Origin of the sequence: Kitasatospora sp. NPDC058048 (genome assembly GCF_042885555.1) — a bacterium.
In the GTDB taxonomy this organism is placed as follows: domain Bacteria; phylum Actinomycetota; class Actinomycetes; order Streptomycetales; family Streptomycetaceae; genus Kitasatospora; species Kitasatospora lactacystinica.
This window is the reverse complement of record NZ_JBHVRT010000062.1, coordinates 1-17,854: the sequence shown is the minus strand read 5'-3', so window position 1 is coordinate 17,854 and position 17,854 is coordinate 1. Positions and strand designations below refer to the sequence as shown.

The following is a 17,854-nucleotide window of genomic DNA, read 5'->3' as shown; positions in this document are numbered from 1 at the left end:
GCCGTGTGCCGGAACGGCGTGAGGTCTGGTCAACGTGCAAAACGGAACCCCCCGAACTGCTGGACGGCGCCGGTGATCTCATCGGCGGTGGCGGCCTGCTGGTCTGCGGGCACCGGCGCGGGGCCCTGCCTGCTGGTGTAGTCGGTGAGCTTCCAGTCGCTGCCCGTCCAGTGCAGCGAGAGCGCGAGGGTGAACCAGTTGGTGGTCACCGGCTGGACGGAGCGTTCGCCGGCGAGGCCGGTGAGGCCGGTGCACCACACCTCGACCTTGGCGTCGTCCTCGCTGTAGCCCGTCGATTTGGTGCCGACCGGGACGGTGCGGCTGACGAAGGTGAGGCCCTTGGGCGCGTGGCCCTGGGCGTCGAGGCCGTAGCGGGTGGCGGTGTCGCCGCCGAAGCCCTGGTCCAGCCGGCTCTGGAGTCCGGCCAGGGCGCCCGGGTCGGTGATGGTGGCGACGATGCCGTGCCGGCTGTCGGTGCGGAACATGTCCGCGGAGCCGATCGCCACCGCGTAGTTGGTGGCGGCGGACTGGGCGCCCGGTTCGGTGTGCGGGTAGCCGGTCGGGATGCCGTTGACGGTGGTGCCGACGGGCTGGTCGCCGCTGGGGGCGGGGCCGGCGCCGGCGCCGGATCCGGCGCGGTCGGCGGAGGAGCCGTCGCTGCCGGTACTGGTGCCGGGTGTGACGCGGTTGGCGACGGCGATGGCCACCACGAGCAGGGTGACGACGGCCAGGACGGCCAGCAGGGCGCGCAGCGGGCGGGTCTGACGGTGGTTCGACGGGGGGGAGGACTGTTCGCCGACCGGCAGGCGCGTACGGGTGCGCGGCTGGTCGTCGGACAACGGCACGGCGGCCCTCCTGGTGCGGGGAGCCGGGGCGGCTCCGGGGGCCCTCCGTCCGGGGGCGGGCGCGGACGGGGGGTGGGAACGGGGTGGATTCCTGGCGGGTCGGCTGTCGGAGGGGGTCCGGGCGGGGACCCGGTCCCAGGCAGGTCGGACTACTGCTGTCCGATCGTCAGATCGCCATGCCGTAGACAATGGTGAACAGGGTGCCCAGTGATCCGATGATGAACACGCCGGTCAGTCCGGCGACGATCAGCCCCTTGCCCTGTTCGGCGCCGAAGCTGTCACGCATCGCGGTCGCACCGATCCGCTGCTTGGCCGCGCCCCAGACCGCGATGCCGAGGCAGAGGAGGATGGCGACGGCCATGATGACCTCGACCATCACCCGTGCCTCCGACCCGAGGGTCGCGAACGGCCCCCAGTCCGGGGCGATTCCGCCGATGATGGTGTCGATGTTCGGCTTCTTGGGGGGGTCCTCGGCCAGGTGGCCGACCGCATTGGTGTGCACGCTGCTCAGGTTCATTTCCATCTCACCGCCCGATCAGGCAAATTCAAGGGCCCGGACCCGGCCCGCGCGAAGGGTCGGTACCTATTCTTGGCCAGATCTGATGTCGACTTGGCTACTTCTCGCGAATCGGTCGTGAGGCATCGGACACGTACGCGAGGATGTACACCGTACGAAGGATAGCGCTCACTGTTCGTATCTCTGATGATTGCGGTGAGCAACGCCTTCCGGGACACTTCGACTGACGATTCGTCGGGATGGTGCTGATGGTACTCCGGAAGGCCGGTACGGCCGCCGCCGCTGCGGGAGTTGTTGCGTTCGGGTTCATCGGGCTGGTGACGATGGGGACTTATGCGGCAAGTGGGACGCCGCAACAGGCGGCGAATCGTTCCGCCCTCTCCCCCGGAACGGTCCCCGCGGCCTACCAGGACCCGATCCAGAAGTGGGGCGCGCTCTGCGCGGAGATCTCCCCGCCGATGCTCGCGGCGCAGCTGTACCAGGAGAGCGGTTTCGACCCCAGGGCGCGCTCCGGGGTCGGGGCGCAGGGCATGGCGCAGTTCATGCCGGGCACCTGGAGCTCGTACGCCACCGACGGCAACGGGGACGGCAGGGCGGACGTCTGGGACCCGCTGGACGCGATCGCCTCGGCGGCGACCTACGACTGCGCGATCGCCAAGCGGGTCGCGAAGGTTCCGGGCGACCCCCAGGCCAACCTGCTGGCGGCCTACAACGCCGGCGAGGGCGCGGTGGAGAAGTACAACGGGGTGCCGCCGTACAAGGAGACCCAGGGCTACGTGCGGAACATCCAGGCGATGGCCCGCAGCTTCACGGCGCCCTCCTCGCCGACCGCGCCGCTGGAGGTGTCCCCGCAGTCGTCGGCCGCGATCTACTTCGCGCAGACCAAGCTCGGCACCCCGTACCTGTGGGGCGGTGAGGGCCTGCCCTCGCAGAGCGGGCGGTTCGACTGCTCGGGCCTGACCCAGGCCGCGTTCGCCAGTGTGGGCATCACCCTGCCCCGGGTGGCCAACGACCAGTGGTACGCCGGGCCGCACCCGTCGCGCGATCAGCTGCGGCCGGGCGACCTGGTGTTCTGGGCGACGGACCTGAGCGATCCGCGGAGCATCCACCACGTCGGGATCTACGTGGGCGGCGGGTACATGATCAACGCCCCGCACACCGGCGCGGTGATCCGCTACGACAAGATCGACACCCGGGAGTACATCGGCGCGACCCGGGTCACCTCGGACGGGGCCCAGGCGCTGCCGACCCGCAACAACGACGGCGCGGTCAACGCTCCGTCCCGCCCGGGCGGGACGGAGCCCACCGCCCCCGCGGGGAACCAGGGCGGCACCCAGGGCCTCCCCCAGGGCGGCGCGCCGGGAAGCGCCCCGGCGACCCCCGCCCGGTCGGCCGTCGCCGCCCCGCCCGCACCGTCCGGGCCGGCTCCCGCCGGGGCGGGTCGGTAGGTGCGGTGGGGCCGGGACGGCGGGGAGCTGTGTGCGCGCTGTGGACGCTGAGTCAAGTTTCCATAACCGCGCGTTTCCGTGGAACGCTGTGTCCCGGCGATGACGTTGGGTCCGGTGGTCCCTCGTCAGCTTTCGGCGCCGGGCGGACCCCGGCGGGAACGTACAGGTGCAGCGGACCAGAAGGAGGTGCGGCGTGTCGACGCCGCTTGCCGACACGACCAACCCCGACCTCGACCTGCTCTACGCCGTCAACGGTCTGGCCAAGCGCTCCCCGCAGTGGCTGGACCACCTGGTCTCGTGGATCGGCGAGTACGGCATCCTGATCGGCCTGGCGATGCTCGGCCTGGTGGCCTGGCTCCAGGCCAGACGCCGGCCGGACGCGCCGGTGGCGGTGGCCGGGCTGCTCTGGGTGCCGCTCTCGGTGGCCGTCGCCGAGCTGGCCAACCTGCCGATCGCCGCGATCGTGAACCGCCCGCGTCCCTTCGTCGACCATCCCGGGCTGCTGGTGCTGGTGGACGGCAAGGCCGGCACTCACTCCTTCGTCAGCGACCACTCGACCATGACCATGGGTGTCGCGGTGGCGCTGTTCCTGGTGAACCGCAGGCTGGGCTGGATCGCCGGCGGGCTGGCGCTCCTCCAGGGCTTCTGCCGGATGTTCATGGGCGTCCACTACCCGACCGACGTGATCGGCGGCTTCGCGCTCGCCGTCGCCGTGGTGCTGCTGCTGGCGCCGATCGCGATGGCGGTGCTGGTGCCGTTCTGCCACGCGCTGAGCCGCACGGTGGTCGCCCCGCTGATCCGGGCGCCCGAGCGCGGCGGTGCGGCCCGCGTCGGGGCCGGTCCGCGCGGCCGTCGCCGCGGGCGCGGGGCGGTGCGGGCCGGGGAGCAGCCGCCGGAGTCCGACCTCGCGGCCTGACGCCGTCCCCCGGGCCCGGCGCCGTGCAGGTGTCCAGGGCCCGGCGCCGACGAGGTGTCCTGGGCCCGGTGGGGTCAGTCCGGTCCGGCGCCGTTCTCGGCGAGGTGGTCGGCCCCCTCGCGGCGGACCAGATCGCGCGAGCGGCGGGCCGGGGAGTACCAGCCGCAGCTGCAGGTCGCGAAGGCGAAGGATCCGCGCTCGCCGACCACGAGGCGGTGTTCGGGCATCCGGGCGGTGCCGGGTGCCGTCGGCAGCTCACTGTGCACGTGGTTCACGGTAGCGCCCGCACCGGCCCCCGTAACCCTTGGCGCCCCAACTCGTTTGCCCGGAAAGAGCTCTGCCCGCCCGGTGGTGGCCGGCGGGGCAGTCGGGCCCGAGGGGGTTGTCGCGAGGATGAAGATGACCGACCAGCAGCGCACCGGACGGTCGGCACGCCGGCCGGGTCCGCACCTGCGCTCGGCGGCGGGGGCCGCCCTGCTCGCCGCCGTCCTGGCGGCGGGGGCCGCCGGCTGCTCCGCCGGCCCCGTCGACGGCTCCTCCGACCAGCAGTCGGGCGCCCCCGACCAGCTCGCCGCGGACGCGCTGACGGCGGTGCGCAACGCCCCCGACATCACCGGCCGCACCGGCTCCGCGCACGCCGCGACCGAGCTGGTCACCGAGTCGACCGAGAAGAAGGCCTCGTTCAGCGGCACCGGCGGCTACGACTACGTCAAGCGGATCGGCCGGCTGGAGGTCCAGGTGCCGCCGGGTGCGGCGACCACCGGGAAGATCGTCGAGGTGGTCCTGCCGGGCACCGTCTACCTCCAGAACAGCGGCGCCAAGGTCCCCGCAGGCAAGTGGGTCAAGCTGGACGTGCGCCAGCTGCCGGACGGCAACCTGGTCAGCAGCGGCGCCACCGACCCGGCCTCGGCGGCGGGGGCGCTGCGCGGGGCGCAGAAGGCGGAGGCGGTGGGCACCGAGACCGTCGACGGGGTGGCGCTGCACCACTTCCGGGGCACCCTGGACCTGGTGAAGGCGGCCGACGCGACGGGCGGCAGGGGCGGGGACGGCCTGCGGACGGGCGCGCAGACCTTCACCGTCAAGGAGGTCCCGTACGACGCCTGGCTGGACGACCAGGGCCGGCTGCGCAAGGTGGTCGAGGTGTTCACCTTCGCCGGGGTGGCCGGGTCGAAGGAGCCCAAGGACCAGGTGAAGGTGACGTCGACGACCTCGCTGTCGGACTTCGGCAAGCCGGTGGAGGCGGCCGAGCCCTCGGCCTCGGACATCTACCGGATGAAGCCCACGGAGAGCCCGAAGTAGAGATGGTCCGACGCGCCCCGGGCCGCCGGGGCAGCGCTCCGGCGCCGGGGCGAGACGGGGTGCCGCCGGGGCGGGTGGCCGTCCGGGGAGCGGCTGCCACCCGTTTCGGCGGCGCCGAGATGGCCCGTCCGTGCCATGTGGACGGGCCCCGAAGTGCCTAGGCTGGACTCCGGGTGGCTGCCGCCCGGGCTGGCGAGGCACTGAAGGGGTGGTGCAGGTGGTGTCGTCCACGGGCGGCCGCAGCGGCGGCCACGACGACGCGGCCCTCGACGAGATCGATCTGGCCGGCGAGCTGATGATCGCCGCGACGGCCAGCTCCGGCGACCGGCTGCCGACCGAGCGGATCGACGAGGTGCTGCTGGACCGGTCCGAACGCGGGCAGTGCGACCGGGAGGCCGACGGCTAGCGGGCTCCGGGCGCGAGGCGGACTCCGGACGCGACACGGGCTCCGGGAGCGACGCGGCCCCGGTGCGACGCGGCCCCGCACGCGCCACGGGTGGGCCCGCTCCGGGAGCGACGCGCCCCCGGAGCGAAGCGGCCGGCCCGGCGGCTCAGCTGCGCAGCAGGCGGCTGATCGCGGCGGTGGCCTCCGCCACCTTGGCGTCCAGTTCGGCGCCGCCCTCCTCGGCGGCCGCGGCGACGCAGTGCCGCAGGTGCTCCTCCAGCAGGGAGAGCGCGAAGGACTGCAGCGCCTTGGTGCCGGCCGAGACCTGGGTGAGCACGTCGATGCAGTAGACGTCCTCGTCGACCATGCGCTGGAGGCCGCGGATCTGGCCCTCGATCCGGCGCAGCCGCTTGAGGTGGGCGTCCTTCTGCGCGCTGTAGCCGTGCGGGCCGTGGTGCCCGGCCGGGGCCTGGCCGGCAGGCGGCTCGGTCCCCTGCGCGTGCTCCGGCTCGCTGCGCGCTTGCGTCGTGGTCATCGGCCCCGCCTTCGTCTCAGTGCCTGGTGGCTGCGTCGGCCACAAGTGTCCAACACCGGGGCCCTCCGTGGTGTTCCGACGGCCGTCCCGGCATGTGCCGCGGGGGTCCTGGAGGGGGCTCCCGGCGGTTCACCCGTCTGAGCGGCGCCCCGTTCTCCGGTGCGCACGACGGGGACAATCCGGGCGAGGTTCCGTCAGACTGGGGCTCGCGTCCACGTGTGGTGGTGCGCCTGGATCAGCCGGTGCGGCGGCCGAACGGAAGGGGAGGTTCCGGCTCCTTTCCCGACACCCCGTTTGCGTGATTGCGTTCGGTTGCACCTAGCATCGTTCAGTCCCTACCCCGCACATCGGAGATTTCCGTGCGTTTTAGCCTGACCCCGAAGGAGACGAGCTTCTACGACATGTTCGCCGCCGCGGCGGAGAACCTCGTCGTCGGATCGAAGCTCCTTTTGGAGCTGCTGGGATCAGACGTGTCGGCCCGTGCGGAGATCGTCGAGCGCATGCGCGCCGCCGAGCACGCCGGGGACGACACCACCCATGCCGTCTTCCACCAGCTGAACTCGTCCTTCATCACGCCCTTCGACCGCGAGGACATCTACAGCCTCGCCTCGTCGCTGGACGACATCATGGACTTCATGGAGGAAGCCGTCGACCTGGTCGTCCTCTACGACATCCAGACCCTGCCGAAGGGCGTCGAGCAGCAGATCGAGGTACTGGCGCGCGCCGCGGAGCTCACCGCCGAGGCGATGCCGAACCTGCGCAGCATGTCCAACCTCACCGAGTACTGGATCGAGGTCAACCGTCTGGAGAACCAGGCCGACCAGATCCACCGCAAGCTGCTCGCCCACCTGTTCTCCGGTCAGTACGACGCCATCGAGGTCCTCAAGCTCAAGCAGGTCGTGGACGTCCTTGAGGAGGCGGCGGACGCGTTCGAGCACGTCGCCAACACGGTGGAGACCATCGCCGTCAAGGAGTCCTGACCCCCGTGGACATGGCAGCACTCATCGCCGTCATCGGCGTTGCGTTCTTCTTCACGTACACCAACGGCTTCCACGACTCGGCGAACGCGATCGCCACGTCGGTCTCCACCCGGGCGCTCACCCCCCGGGCGGCGCTGGCGATGGCCGCGGTGATGAACCTGGCGGGCGCGTTCCTCGGCAGCGGCGTGGCGCACACCGTCTCCCAGGGGATCATCGAGACCCCCACCGGCAACCAGGGGATGGCGATCCTGTTCGCGGCCCTGGTCGGGGCGATCGCCTGGAACCTGGTCACCTGGTACTTCGGCCTCCCGTCCTCCTCCTCGCACGCGCTGTTCGGCGGCATGGTGGGCGCGGCGCTGGCCGGCGGCACCGAGGTGATCTGGAGCGGGGTCCTCGACAAGATCGTCATCCCGATGTTCGTCTCGCCGGTGGTCGGCCTGGTCGGCGGCTTCCTGGTGATGCTGGCGATCCTGTGGATCTTCCGCCGGGCCAACCCGCACCGGGCCAAGCGCAACTTCCGGGTCGCCCAGACCGCCTCGGCCGCCGCGATGGCCCTGGCGCACGGCCTCCAGGACGCCCAGAAGACCATGGGCATCGTGGTCATGGCACTGACCATCTCCGGCCACCAGTCCGGCAACGGCATTCCGGTCTGGGTGAAGATCTCCTGCGCGACGATGCTCTCGCTGGGCACCTACGCGGGCGGCTGGCGGATCATGCGGACGCTCGGCCGGAAGATCATCGAGCTGGACCCGCCGCAGGGCTTCGCCGCCGAGGCCACCTCCGCGACGGTCATGTACATCTCGTCGTTCGTCTTCAAGGCGCCGATCTCCACCACCCACGTGATCACCGCGGCGATCATGGGCGCGGGGGCCACCAAGCGGATCCGCGCGGTGCGCTGGGGCGTCGCGAAGAACATCGTGCTCGGCTGGTTCATCACGATGCCGGCGGCCGCCGTCGTCGCGGCGCTGATGTACTGGTTCGTCCACCTGTTCTGGGGCTGACGGCCCCGCAGGACGCACGAACGGACAGGGCCCGCCCCCACATCTCGGGGGCGGGCCCTTTTCCATGTCCCGCGGCGGCACCGCCATGCAGCACCGCGGGACAGCTCGCGGTCCGTCACGCGTCCCGGCGCCTCGGCGCCGCCCGTGACGGGCTCCGGTCTAGCCGAAGCGGCCGGAGATGTAGTCCTCGGTGGCCTGGACCTGCGGGTTGGAGAAGATCCGCTGGGTGTCGTCCAGCTCGACCAGCTTGCCCGGCTGGCCGACGCCGGCCAGGTTGAAGAAGGCGGTGCGGTCGCTGACGCGGGCCGCCTGCTGCATGTTGTGGGTCACGATGACGATGGTGAACTGCTCCTTGAGCTCGCCGATCAGGTCCTCGATGGCGAGGGTGGAGATCGGGTCGAGCGCGGAGCAGGGCTCGTCCATCAGCAGGACCTGGGGCTCGACCGCGATGGCGCGGGCGATGCACAGGCGCTGCTGCTGACCGCCGGAGAGGCCGGCCCCCGGCTTGTTCAGCCGGTTGTGGACCTCCTTCCAGAGGTTGGCGCCCTTCAGCGAACGCTCCACCACCTCGTCCAGCACGGACTTCTTCTTCACGCCGGAGAGCCGCAGACCCGCGATCACGTTGTCGTAGATCGACATGGTCGGGAAGGGGTTGGGGCGCTGGAAGACCATGCCGACCGAGCGGCGCACGGCGACCGGGTCGACGTTGGAGGCGTAGAGGTTCTCGTCGTCCAGGAGGACCTTGCCCTCGACCCGGGCGCCCGGGATCACCTCGTGCATCCGGTTCAGGGTCCGGAGGAAGGTGGACTTGCCGCAGCCGGACGGGCCGATGAAGGCGGTCACCGAGCGGGGCTCGATGCTCATCGAGATGTCCTCGATGGCCTTGGTGGTGCCGTAGTAGGCCGACAGTCCGCTGACGTCGATGCGCTTGGCCATGATCGTTGCTTCTCTCGTCTGTCTCGTACGTCAGTCGGTCGCTCAGTGCCCGCCCTTGGGCGAGCGCCAGCGTGCGATGCCCCGGGCGACGAGGTTGAGCCCCATCACGAAGGCGATCAGCACCAGCGCCGCGCCCCAGGCACGGGCGTAGCCGAAGTCGTTGTTGACCTGCGAGTACTGGGTCCAGATGTACATCGGCAGGGACTGCTGCGGTCCGTCGAACGGGTTGTTGTTGATGTAGTCGGCGCCGAACACCAGCATCATCACCGGGGCGGTCTCGCCCGTGATGCGGGCGACCGCGAGCATCACACCGGTGGTGATGCCGCCGATCGCGGTGGGGATGACGATCCGCAGGATGGTCTTCCACTTCGGCACGCCGAGCGCGTACGAGGCTTCGCGCAGCTCGTTCGGGACGAGCTTCAGCATCTCCTCGGTGGACCGGACCACGACCGGCATCATCAGGATCGCCAGCGCGAGGCTGCCCGAGAAGCCGGAGTAGCTGAAGCCCAGGGCGAGGTTCCAGAGCGAGAGGATGAACAGACCGGCGACGATCGACGGGATGCCCGTCATGACGTCGACGAAGAAGGTGACCGCCTTGGCGAGCGTGCCGCGGCCGTACTCGACCAGGTAGACGGCGGTCAGCAGCCCGATCGGGGCCGCGATCGCGGTGGCCAGGGCGACCTGCTCCAGGGTGCCGATCAGCGCGTGGTAGATGCCACCGCCGGGACCGGACTGGATCACGCCCTTCATGGAGTGGCTCAGGAAGTTCCCGTCGACCACCCCGATGCCCTGCTGGACGGTGTAGAAGGTCAGGGCGACCAGGGGGACGACGGCCAGGATGAAGGCGACCCAGACCACCGAGGTGGCGAAGCGGTCCTTGGCCTGCCGGCGGCCCTCGACCCGGGCCGAGAGGACGTAGCTGATCAGGACGAAGAGCAGGGCCGAGATCAGGCCCCACTGGAGGTGGCTGGCAAGCCCGCCGGCCACGCCGATCCCGCAGCCGAGGGCGATCGAGCCGACGGCCACGGCGGCCGGGGCCCACTTGGGCAGTCGGTTGGCGGTCAGCGGACGGCCGACCGGCCGGGCGTCCTCGATGACGGCGGTGACGGTCATGCGTTGGCCCCCGAGTACTCCTTGCGGCGGGCGATGATCAGTCGCGCGGCACCGTTCACCAGCAGGGTGATGACGAACAGGACGAGGCCGGAGGCCATCAGCGCGTTGCGGCCGTTGTCACCGGCCTCGGCGAACTTCAGCGCGATGTTCTGCGCGAAGGTGCCGCCGCCCGCGTCGAGGATGTGCAGCGACAGGACGTTGCTGGCGGAGAGCACCACCGCGACCGCGATGGTCTCGCCGAGCGCGCGGCCGAGGCCGAGCATCGAGGCCGAGATGATGCCGGGGCGGCCGAACGGCAGCACCGCGGTGCGGATCATCTCCCAGCGGGTCGCGCCGAGCGCGAGCGCCGCCTCCTCGTGCATCCGCGGCACCTGGCGGAACACCTCGCGGGAGACCGCGGTGATGATCGGCAGGACCATGATCGCCAGCAGGATGCCGACGGTGAACAGGTTGCGCGGGGTGCCGGTCCTGGTCTGGTCGAAGATGTACGTCCAGCCCAGGTACTCGTTGAGCCAGCTGGTCAGGCCGTCCATGTGCGGGACCAGGAAGAGCGCGCCCCAGAGGCCGTAGACGATGCTGGGGACGGCGGCGAGCAGGTCGACCAGGTAGGCGAACGGCTGGGCGATCCTGCGCGGCGCGTAGTGCGAGATGAACAGCGCGATCCCGATGGCCACCGGGACGGCGATCGCCATCGCGATGACGGCACTGACGATGGTGCCGAAGGCCAGGACGGCGATGCCGAAGACGGGCTTCGGGGCGTCCGGCGTCCACTCGAAGCTGGTGAGGAAGTTGCCCTCGTTGGTGGTCAGGGCCAGGACCGACCGCCAGGTCAGGAACGCGGCGATGGCGGCCATGACGACCAGCAGGAGGATGCCCGAGCCCCGGGCGAGGTTCATGAAGATCTTGTCGCCGACCCGGCTGTCGCGCGGCCGGCGTTCCCTGCCTCGCGGGGCGGCAGGGGAGGATGAAGTCATTGGTCTACTCCGGTCTGGTGGTGCCGCCCCGGAAGGGGGACGGCACCATGGCGGCGGTGCCCCGGACGTGGTGCTGGGTGTGGTCCGTTCCGGTGGGGCGGCCCCGGCCCCCCTCGCTCACGGGGCCGCTCCACCGGGGGTCCTGTCGGGTCAGGCCAGGGTGGCGATGACGCCGTTGACCTTGTCGGTCACGGCCTTCGGCAGCGGGACGTAGCCCTTCTCGCCGATGGCCTTCTGACCCGCGTCGCTGGCGGTGTAGGTCAGGAAGGACTTCAGGGTGTCGAGGGTCTCGGCCTTGTTGCCCTTGTCGCAGACGATCTCGTAGGTGACCAGGACCAGCGGGTAGGAACCCTCTTCCTTGGTCGCGTAGTCGAGCTTCAGCGCGAGGTCGCTGCCGGTGCCGGCGGCCTGCGCCTTGGCGATCGTGGAGGCGGCGTTCTCGGCGGTGGCCTCGACCGGCTTGGCGGCGCCCGTGTTGATCGCGGCGCTCTTCAGGCTGTTGGTCTGGGCGTAGGCCAGCTCGACGTAGCTGATCGAGTTCTTGACCTGCTTCACCTGGGCCGAGACACCGGCGCTGCCGTTGGCCGACTGGCCGCCCTTGCCCGCCCAGGCCTTGCCGGCCGGGTAGGACCAGGCGCCACCGCCGGCGGCGGCGAAGTACTTGGTCAGGTTCTCGGTGGTGCCGGCGTCGTCCGAGCGGTGGAAGGTCTGGATCTCGGTGTCCGGCAGCTTGGCGCCCGGGTTCAGGGCCGCGATCGCCGGGTCGTTCCACTTGGTGATCTGCGAGTCGAAGATCTTGGCGGAGGTCGGGCCGTCCAGGACCAGGTTGTCGACACCGTCGACGTTGTAGACCAGCGAGATCAGACCGCCGACCATCGGCAGGTCGATGCCCTGGCCGCCGGTGCAGACCGCCTTGGAGGCGTCGACCTCGGCCGGCTTCAGGGCCGAGTCGGAGCCGGCGAACTGGATCTTGCCCTGGTTGAACTGCTGGATGCCGGCACCGGAGCCGCCACCCTGGTAGTTGATGGTGCTGCCCGAGCAGGCGGCGGCGAAGCTGGTCTTCCAGACGTCCATCGCCGCGCCCTGCGCGGTCGAACCGGCGGCGATCAGCGAACCGGCCTTGCCACAGTTGATCGCGGCGGCGGGCGCGGCGGAACCGCCGGAGCCGCCGGACGCGGTCGTGTTGTTGTTGTTGTCCGACCCGCAGGCGGCGAGCGACAGCGAGCTGACGAGCGCCATGGCACCGATCGCGAGGGCCTTGGAGCGGCCGTTCCGCTGGAGCTTCACAGGGGTGTCCCTTTCTGTGGCATTGCCCTTGCGCGGGCCGTACGGCTACGGCGGCCCAGCACGGGTTTTGCTGTGGTCCGGGGCCCGTTCGGCCCTCCGGTGGTCCCGAAGTTAGGCCGGGTAAGTGACACGACAGCCGGTCGCAAGTGAACGGGGAGTGAACCTCGAACGGATGACAGGAAACTACGTCAGGTAGTAACGGTTGCGTCACGGCAAGGGCGCGGGAAGATCACTTCCACCGTTCCTTCACCGGTGCCGCCCCGGCCGCCCGCACCGGCTTCGCCCCCAGGAGCGCCAGCAGCGCGTCGATCAGCGACCGGTCGTGGTCGTGGGTGAGCCGGGCCCGTGCCTTCCCGGCCGGCAGCCACTCCAGCCGGTCCACCTCCCGGTTGGGCCGGAAGGAGCCGCTGGAGGGCACCGCCGCCCAGTAGCGGACCTCCTTGGGACGGCCCTGCACCCGGTAGTGCTGGGTGGGCAGCTCCGGGCCCAGCAGGCAGCGGAACCCGGTCTCCTCCCGGACCTCGCGCAGCGCCGCGTCGACCACGCCCTCACCGGCTTCGAGCTTGCCCTTCGGCAGGCTCCAGTCGTCGTACTTGGGCCGGTGGATCACCGCGATCCGCGGCCGCCCCAGCCGGCCGCTCTTCTTCGGCCGGCCCGGCAGCCACAGCACCGCGCCCGCCGCCAGCACCACCGGGGCGTGCCGCGCCCCGGTCACGGCCCCCGCCGCCGCCCGGCCGACGGGCGGGCGCTCGCCCACCTCAGACCGTCCCGGCCGCGGCGGAGTGCCCCCAGGCGTCGGTCGGGACGAGCTCCAGCCAGCCGTCCGGGCCGGGCGGCAGGTCGGGCCAGCGGAGGCCGACGGCGTACCGCGCGGACTCCACCTCCAGCCGCTGGTCGGCGTGCACCACCCCCAGCACGTACGCGGTCGCCGGGGTGATCCGCGGGGTGCGCGCCGCGGTGGCGGCGGTGACGGCGGCGTCCGCCGCCTCCTGCTGCCGGGCCAGCACCAGGTCCAGCCCGTCCAGCTCGGAGGAGGCGCGGCCGCATACCTCCAGTGCGTACCGGGCCCGCTTCACCAGGATCCGCATCCGGGCCCAGGGCGCGTCGTCGGCCGCCAGCGCGGTGTCCGCGTCCGTCGCCCCGCGGGACGCCGGCACCGTGCCCAGCCGGCGCAGGCCGTCCCCGCCGTACGGCGTCGCGGCCCGCCGCAGCGGCAGCTGCTGGGCGCCCGCGGTCAGCGCGGCGAAGGCGGCGGCGGCCTGCGGCAGCAGCACCGCGGGGGCCCGGCCGCCCGCCGACTCCAGCAGCGGGGCGTCGCCGACCAGCAGGGTCATCCGGTCCGCCAGCGCGTGCAGCCGGGCGGAACGGAGCTCCTGGAGCACCGTGGAGTGCGCCCTGGTCCGGGCCAGGGTCAGCTGCCGGTCCAGCAGCGCCCGCGCCTTGGGGGCGCCCACGTGGCCGGCCAGCATGCCCGTCCCCTCCGGGTCGGTGCCGCTCAGCGAGTCCAGCGCGCCCAGCAGCCGGGCCGAGCGGCGGACGTAGCCGGGCTCCAGCGCCAGCAGGTTGAGCAGCCAGCGCAGCTCGGTGCGCGACTCCTGCGCCCAGGTCTGCTCGAAGACCGAGCCGAAGGTGTGCAGCAGCCCGCCGACCCGCCGGACGGCCCGCAGCAGGTCCGAGGTGCCGGCCGACGGGACGACCGAGGCCGTCCCGGGTCTGGCGCCGACCTCGCCCACCGCCAGCGGCAGCGCGCGCAGGAAGGCGCCGGCCTGGGCGGTGAGGTGGTGGGAAAGGATGTCCCCGGCGGTCGCTGTGGAGGCCGCCTGGGCCGTCATCGGCGCTTCGGTCATGGCGTGGTAGATCCCCGTTCCTCCGAGGTGCTCCCCCGGAGCTGGTGGCCGACCGCCGGGACAGGTCCCCTTGCTGTCCCGGCGGCTTCGCATCAGTGGACGCGTCAGCGCGAGGTCGCGGCCCGGCGGCGCTGGCGCGAGTCGATCAGCAGGTCCTGGACATGTCGCAGCGGACGGCCCTCGGCGTCCTGCGAGTGGCGGGTCCACGCGCCGTCCGGCCCCAGGTGCCAGGACTCGGTCTCGTCCGACACCCCGAGGTCGATCAGCCCGGACAGCTCGGCGCGGTGTGCCGGATCGGTGATCCGCATCAGCGCCTCGATCCGGCGGTCCAGGTTGCGGTGCATCATGTCGGCGCTGCCGATCCAGACCTCCGGATCGCCGTTGTTGCCGAACACGAAGACCCGGGAGTGCTCCAGGAAGCGGCCCAGGATGCTGCGGACCCGGATGTTGTCGCTCAGCCCCGGCACGCCCGGGCGGATCGCGCAGATCCCGCGCACCCAGACGTCCACCGGCACACCGGCCTGGGAGGCCCGGTACAGCGCGTCGATCACGGCCTCGTCGACGATCGAGTTGACCTTGAGCTTCACGTAGGCCGGGCGGCCCGCCCGGTGGTGGGCGATCTCGTTGTGGATCCGGGAGACCAGCCCGTCGCGCAGGCCGCGCGGGGCGGTCAGCAGGCGGCGGTAGGACTCGCGGCGCGAGTAGCCGGAGAGCCGGTTGAACAGGTCCGAGAGGTCCGCGCCGACCTGCGGGTCGGAGGTGAGCAGGCCGAGGTCCTCGTACAGCCGGGCCGTCTTCGGATGGTAGTTGCCGGTGCCGACGTGCGAGTAGCGGCGAAGGGTGTCGCCCTCCTGCCGGACCACCAGCGAGAGCTTGCAGTGCGTCTTCAGCCCGACCAGGCCGTACACCACGTGACAGCCGGCCTCCTCCAGCTTGCGGGCCCACTTGATGTTGGCCTGCTCGTCGAAGCGCGCCTTGATCTCCACCAGCACCAGCACCTGCTTGCCGGACTCGGCCGCGTCGATCAGCGCGTCGACGATCGGCGAGTCGCCGGAGGTGCGGTACAGGGTCTGCTTGATCGCCAGCACGTCCGGATCCCCGGCGGCCTGCTCCAGGAAGGCCTGCACCGAGGTGGAGAAGCTGTCGTAGGGGTGGTGCAGCAGGACGTCGCGCTCGCGCATCGCGGCGAAGATGTCCGGCTGGGAGGCCGACTCGACGTCGGTCAGCCCCCGGGCCGTGCCGGCCACGAACTTCGGGTACTTGAGCTCCGGGCGGTCCAGCTCGGCGATCCCGAACAACCCGGTCAGGTCCAGCGGCCCGGGCAGCGGGAAGACCTCCGCCTCGGTGATGTTCAGCTCCCGCACCAGCAGGTCCAGGATGTACGGGTCGATCGACTCCTCGACCTCCAGCCGGACCGGCGGGCCGAAGCGCCGCCGCATCAGCTCCTTCTCCAGGGCCTTGAGGATGTTCTCGGTGTCGTCCTCCTCCACCTCCAGGTCCTCGTTGCGGGTGACGCGGAAGGCGTGGTGGGCCAGCACCTCCATCCCCGGGAAGAGCTCCTCCAGGTGGGCGCCCATGACGTCCTCCAGCGGGACGTACCGCTGGGGCGAGGCCTCCAGGAAGCGGGCCAGCGACTGCGGCACCTTGACGCGCGCGAAGTGCTTGTGGCCGGACACCGGGTTGCGCACCACGACGGCCAGGTTGAGCGAAAGTCCCGATATGTACGGGAAGGGGTGCGCCGGGTCGACGGCCAGCGGGGTCAGGACGGGAAAGATCTTCTGCCGGAACAGCGTGTGCAGCCGGGCCTGCTCCTTCTCCGCCAGCTCCGACCAGCGGACCACCTCGATGCCCTCGCCGGCGAGGTCCGGCAGCACCTCCTGCTGGAAGGCGGCGGCGTGGCGCGCCATCAGCTCGCGCGAGCGGGTCCAGATCAGGTCCAGCACCTCGCGCGGCTGGAGGCCGGACGCGCTGCGCTGGGCTACTCCGGTGGCGATCCGGCGCTTGAGGCCGGCCACCCGGACCATGAAGAACTCGTCCAGGTTGCTCGCGAAGATCGCCAGGAACTTCGCCCGCTCCAGCAACGGGATGCCCGGGTCCTCGGCCAGTTCCAGGACCCGTTCGTTGAACGCCAGCCAACTGCGCTCACGGTCCAGGAAGCGGCCCTGCGGCAGTGCTTCGAACTCCTCCTCGTCCGTGGCCGGCAGCTCCGGCGGAATACCCAGCGCGCCGGACATCCGGGCCGTAGGTGACAGCGGGGCAGAGACGGGGCGGGGGATGCTCATGGGCTCCAGCTCCTCCAGCAGCAGGACGGCGTCCGGACGCGAATGGCTCTGCGGGCCGTCGCCCTCGCCCCGGGCCGGACCCGGGGACAGCACCCACCCTCCCGGTGCGGTCCGTACAGGACCGGCCGGTGCGTGGCGGTCGACTCTGCACGAGCGAGACACTACGGACTTCATCCTGTGATCTTCGCGGCAGCAATTGAATCCACGGTAAACACCGCATGGCCAGGAGGAAAGCTGAGTCGGTCGGAGCAAGGGGCGTCGCCGTCCCGTCCCTCGCCCGCGACCGCCCGCGGGGCCGTCCCGGCCGCGTTCGACGCCGCCGGAGGACCGGGGAGTCCGGTGCGCGGACACCCCGGGGACCCGGCTAGGCCGACCGGTTCGTCCGGTACTGGGCTCGGTACATGAGGTCCACCTCGTGAACGGCGAATCCCAATCGTTCATATACCCGCACGGCGGCCGGATTGTCGGCGTCGACGTAGAGAAGCACGGTGTCCAGTCCGCGCTCCCCGGTACCGGTGCCGGTCAGGTGGCGCAGGCCCGCCGCGGTCAGCGCACGGCCGAGACCGCTGCCCTGCTCGGCCGGGTCCACCCCGACCACGTACACCTCGCCGAGCTCGGGCTCGGTGGCGGTGGCCGGGTGCACCTTGGTCCAGTGGAAGCCGACCACCCTGCCGTCGCGGGTCGCGAGGAAGAAACCGGCCGGGTCGAACCACGGCTCGGCGATCCGCTCGGCCAGGTCCTGCCCGGTCCAGGCGCCCTGCTCGGGGTGGTGGGCGAAGGCCAGGGCGTTCAGCCGCAGCCACTCGGCGTCGTCCTCGCCCGGGCGGAAGGTCCGGAGCTCGATGCCCTCGGGAACGGCCACCTCCTCGGTCTGCCGGCCGGTGCGGCGCATCTGCCGCAGCTCGCGGACCAGCTCGGCGCCGTAGGCCCCGGCCAGGTGCCGGGCCGCCGGGTGGCCGCCGTGCACCCAGAAGTCCACCGCGTCGCGCCCCGCCCGGTGGGCCTGCTCCAGGACGGCGTCCACCAGCGGGCGGGCCAGGCCGCGACCGCGGGCGGCCGGGTCGACCACCAGCTCGGCGGCGGGGTTGGCCGCCCGGTTCTCCGGCACCTCGAGCTGGCCGTAGCCGAGGACGGCGTCGCTCCCGGTCCCGGATTCGGTCTTGGTGTCGGTGTCGGTGTCGGTCCCGGTCTCGACGAGGTGGATCACACCCGGCCGCGGGACGTCCGCGTTCCGCAACCGAAGCCGGCCCTGCTCGGACACGGCGGCCCGGCCGTCCACCGCCTGGGCCGCCGCCAGAACACGCAGGGAACCGTCGCGCTGCTCGGGCCGGAGCACATCGTCCGCAATGACCGCTGTCTGATCGTCCATGCCCAGACGATACGTCACCGGAAATGCGAAGAACCCCCATCCGGATCCCGGATGGGGGTTCTTCTGAATAATTGTTCGGCGGCGTCCTACTCTCCCACAGGGTCCCCCCTGCAGTACCAT

General features: G+C 71.6%; 18 protein-coding genes. 6 read left to right on the top strand and 12 right to left on the bottom strand.

Annotation, left to right across the window (positions count from 1 at the left end; all coding sequences use genetic code 11):
• Window positions 1-29: 29 nt before the first annotated feature.
• Both ACFVVA_RS39455 and ACFVVA_RS39450 read right to left on the bottom strand, forming a co-directional pair.
• Entirely contained in the window at window positions 30-845 is an 816-nt protein-coding gene (locus tag ACFVVA_RS39455; protein ID WP_387695507.1) for a hypothetical protein, read from the bottom strand.
• 166 nt (window positions 846-1,011) lie between these two features.
• The gene (locus ACFVVA_RS39450; protein ID WP_359914191.1) at window positions 1,012-1,362 is read right to left on the bottom strand and encodes a hypothetical protein; all 351 of its coding nucleotides are present in this window, start codon (window positions 1,360-1,362) and stop codon (window positions 1,012-1,014) included.
• Window positions 1,363-1,601: 239 nt separating this feature from the next.
• On the opposite strand from ACFVVA_RS39450, the gene ACFVVA_RS39445 reads away from it, so the two are divergent.
• Together ACFVVA_RS39445 and ACFVVA_RS39440 are read left to right on the top strand one after the other, a co-directional pair.
• Window positions 1,602-2,810 (top strand): NlpC/P60 family protein, encoded by a 1,209-nt coding sequence (locus tag ACFVVA_RS39445; protein ID WP_387695506.1) that lies wholly within the window; start codon window positions 1,602-1,604, stop codon window positions 2,808-2,810.
• Window positions 2,811-3,003: 193 nt separating this feature from the next.
• Entirely contained in the window at window positions 3,004-3,726 is a 723-nt protein-coding gene (locus ACFVVA_RS39440) for a phosphatase PAP2 family protein (protein WP_387695505.1), read from the top strand.
• A gap of 74 nt (window positions 3,727-3,800) precedes the next feature.
• On the opposite strand, the gene ACFVVA_RS39435 is transcribed toward ACFVVA_RS39440, so the two are convergent.
• Window positions 3,801-3,992: a hypothetical protein gene (locus ACFVVA_RS39435; protein ID WP_387695504.1), complete on the bottom strand. Its 192-nt coding sequence runs from the start codon at window positions 3,990-3,992 to the stop codon at window positions 3,801-3,803.
• A gap of 133 nt (window positions 3,993-4,125) precedes the next feature.
• Here ACFVVA_RS39435 and ACFVVA_RS39430 point away from each other — a divergent pair, with 133 nt between their 5' ends.
• A complete protein-coding gene (locus tag ACFVVA_RS39430) occupies window positions 4,126-5,025 on the top strand; it encodes a hypothetical protein (protein ID WP_387695503.1) in 900 nt (299 codons plus the stop codon).
• 217 nt (window positions 5,026-5,242) lie between these two features.
• Window positions 5,243-5,431, top strand: a complete 189-nt coding sequence (locus ACFVVA_RS39425; protein ID WP_387695502.1) for a hypothetical protein — start codon at window positions 5,243-5,245, stop codon at window positions 5,429-5,431.
• A 145-nt stretch (window positions 5,432-5,576) separates the two neighbouring features.
• On the opposite strand, the gene ACFVVA_RS39420 is transcribed toward ACFVVA_RS39425, so the two are convergent.
• Window positions 5,577-5,945 carry a metal-sensitive transcriptional regulator gene (locus tag ACFVVA_RS39420; protein ID WP_359914176.1) on the bottom strand — a complete coding sequence of 123 codons (369 nt, stop codon included), beginning with the start codon at window positions 5,943-5,945 and terminating at the stop codon, window positions 5,577-5,579.
• A 359-nt stretch (window positions 5,946-6,304) separates the two neighbouring features.
• On the opposite strand from ACFVVA_RS39420, the gene ACFVVA_RS39415 reads away from it, so the two are divergent.
• Window positions 6,305-6,925, top strand: a complete 621-nt coding sequence (locus ACFVVA_RS39415) for a DUF47 family protein (protein ID WP_359914173.1) — start codon at window positions 6,305-6,307, stop codon at window positions 6,923-6,925.
• 5 nt (window positions 6,926-6,930) lie between these two features.
• Window positions 6,931-7,926 (top strand): inorganic phosphate transporter, encoded by a 996-nt coding sequence (locus ACFVVA_RS39410; protein WP_359914171.1) that lies wholly within the window; start codon window positions 6,931-6,933, stop codon window positions 7,924-7,926.
• Window positions 7,927-8,085: 159 nt separating this feature from the next.
• On the opposite strand, the gene pstB is transcribed toward ACFVVA_RS39410, so the two are convergent.
• From pstB to mshD, 8 genes are all read right to left on the bottom strand, one after another.
• The gene (pstB, locus tag ACFVVA_RS39405) at window positions 8,086-8,862 is read right to left on the bottom strand and encodes a phosphate ABC transporter ATP-binding protein PstB (RefSeq protein WP_359914169.1); all 777 of its coding nucleotides are present in this window, start codon (window positions 8,860-8,862) and stop codon (window positions 8,086-8,088) included.
• Window positions 8,863-8,904: 42 nt separating this feature from the next.
• Window positions 8,905-9,975, bottom strand: coding sequence for a phosphate ABC transporter permease PstA (gene pstA, locus ACFVVA_RS39400; protein WP_387695501.1), 1,071 nt, complete (start codon window positions 9,973-9,975; stop codon window positions 8,905-8,907).
• Window positions 9,972-10,949, bottom strand: a complete 978-nt coding sequence (gene pstC, locus ACFVVA_RS39395) for a phosphate ABC transporter permease subunit PstC (protein ID WP_360355288.1) — start codon at window positions 10,947-10,949, stop codon at window positions 9,972-9,974. Before pstC ends, pstA begins: the two co-directional genes overlap by 4 nt.
• Window positions 10,950-11,099: 150 nt before the next feature.
• Window positions 11,100-12,236, bottom strand: a complete 1,137-nt coding sequence (gene pstS, locus ACFVVA_RS39390) for a phosphate ABC transporter substrate-binding protein PstS (RefSeq protein ID WP_359914160.1) — start codon at window positions 12,234-12,236, stop codon at window positions 11,100-11,102.
• 229 nt (window positions 12,237-12,465) lie between these two features.
• Window positions 12,466-12,951: an NUDIX hydrolase gene (locus ACFVVA_RS39385; protein WP_387695524.1), complete on the bottom strand. Its 486-nt coding sequence runs from the start codon at window positions 12,949-12,951 to the stop codon at window positions 12,466-12,468.
• A 43-nt stretch (window positions 12,952-12,994) separates the two neighbouring features.
• A complete protein-coding gene (locus tag ACFVVA_RS39380) occupies window positions 12,995-14,083 on the bottom strand; it encodes a CHAD domain-containing protein (RefSeq protein WP_387695500.1) in 1,089 nt (362 codons plus the stop codon).
• Between the two features lie 104 nt (window positions 14,084-14,187).
• Window positions 14,188-16,458, bottom strand: a complete 2,271-nt coding sequence (locus ACFVVA_RS39375) for an RNA degradosome polyphosphate kinase (RefSeq protein ID WP_387695499.1) — start codon at window positions 16,456-16,458, stop codon at window positions 14,188-14,190.
• Between the two features lie 271 nt (window positions 16,459-16,729).
• Window positions 16,730-17,734 (bottom strand): mycothiol synthase, encoded by a 1,005-nt coding sequence (mshD, locus tag ACFVVA_RS39370; RefSeq protein ID WP_387695498.1) that lies wholly within the window; start codon window positions 17,732-17,734, stop codon window positions 16,730-16,732.
• Window positions 17,735-17,854: the final 120 nt, after the last annotated feature.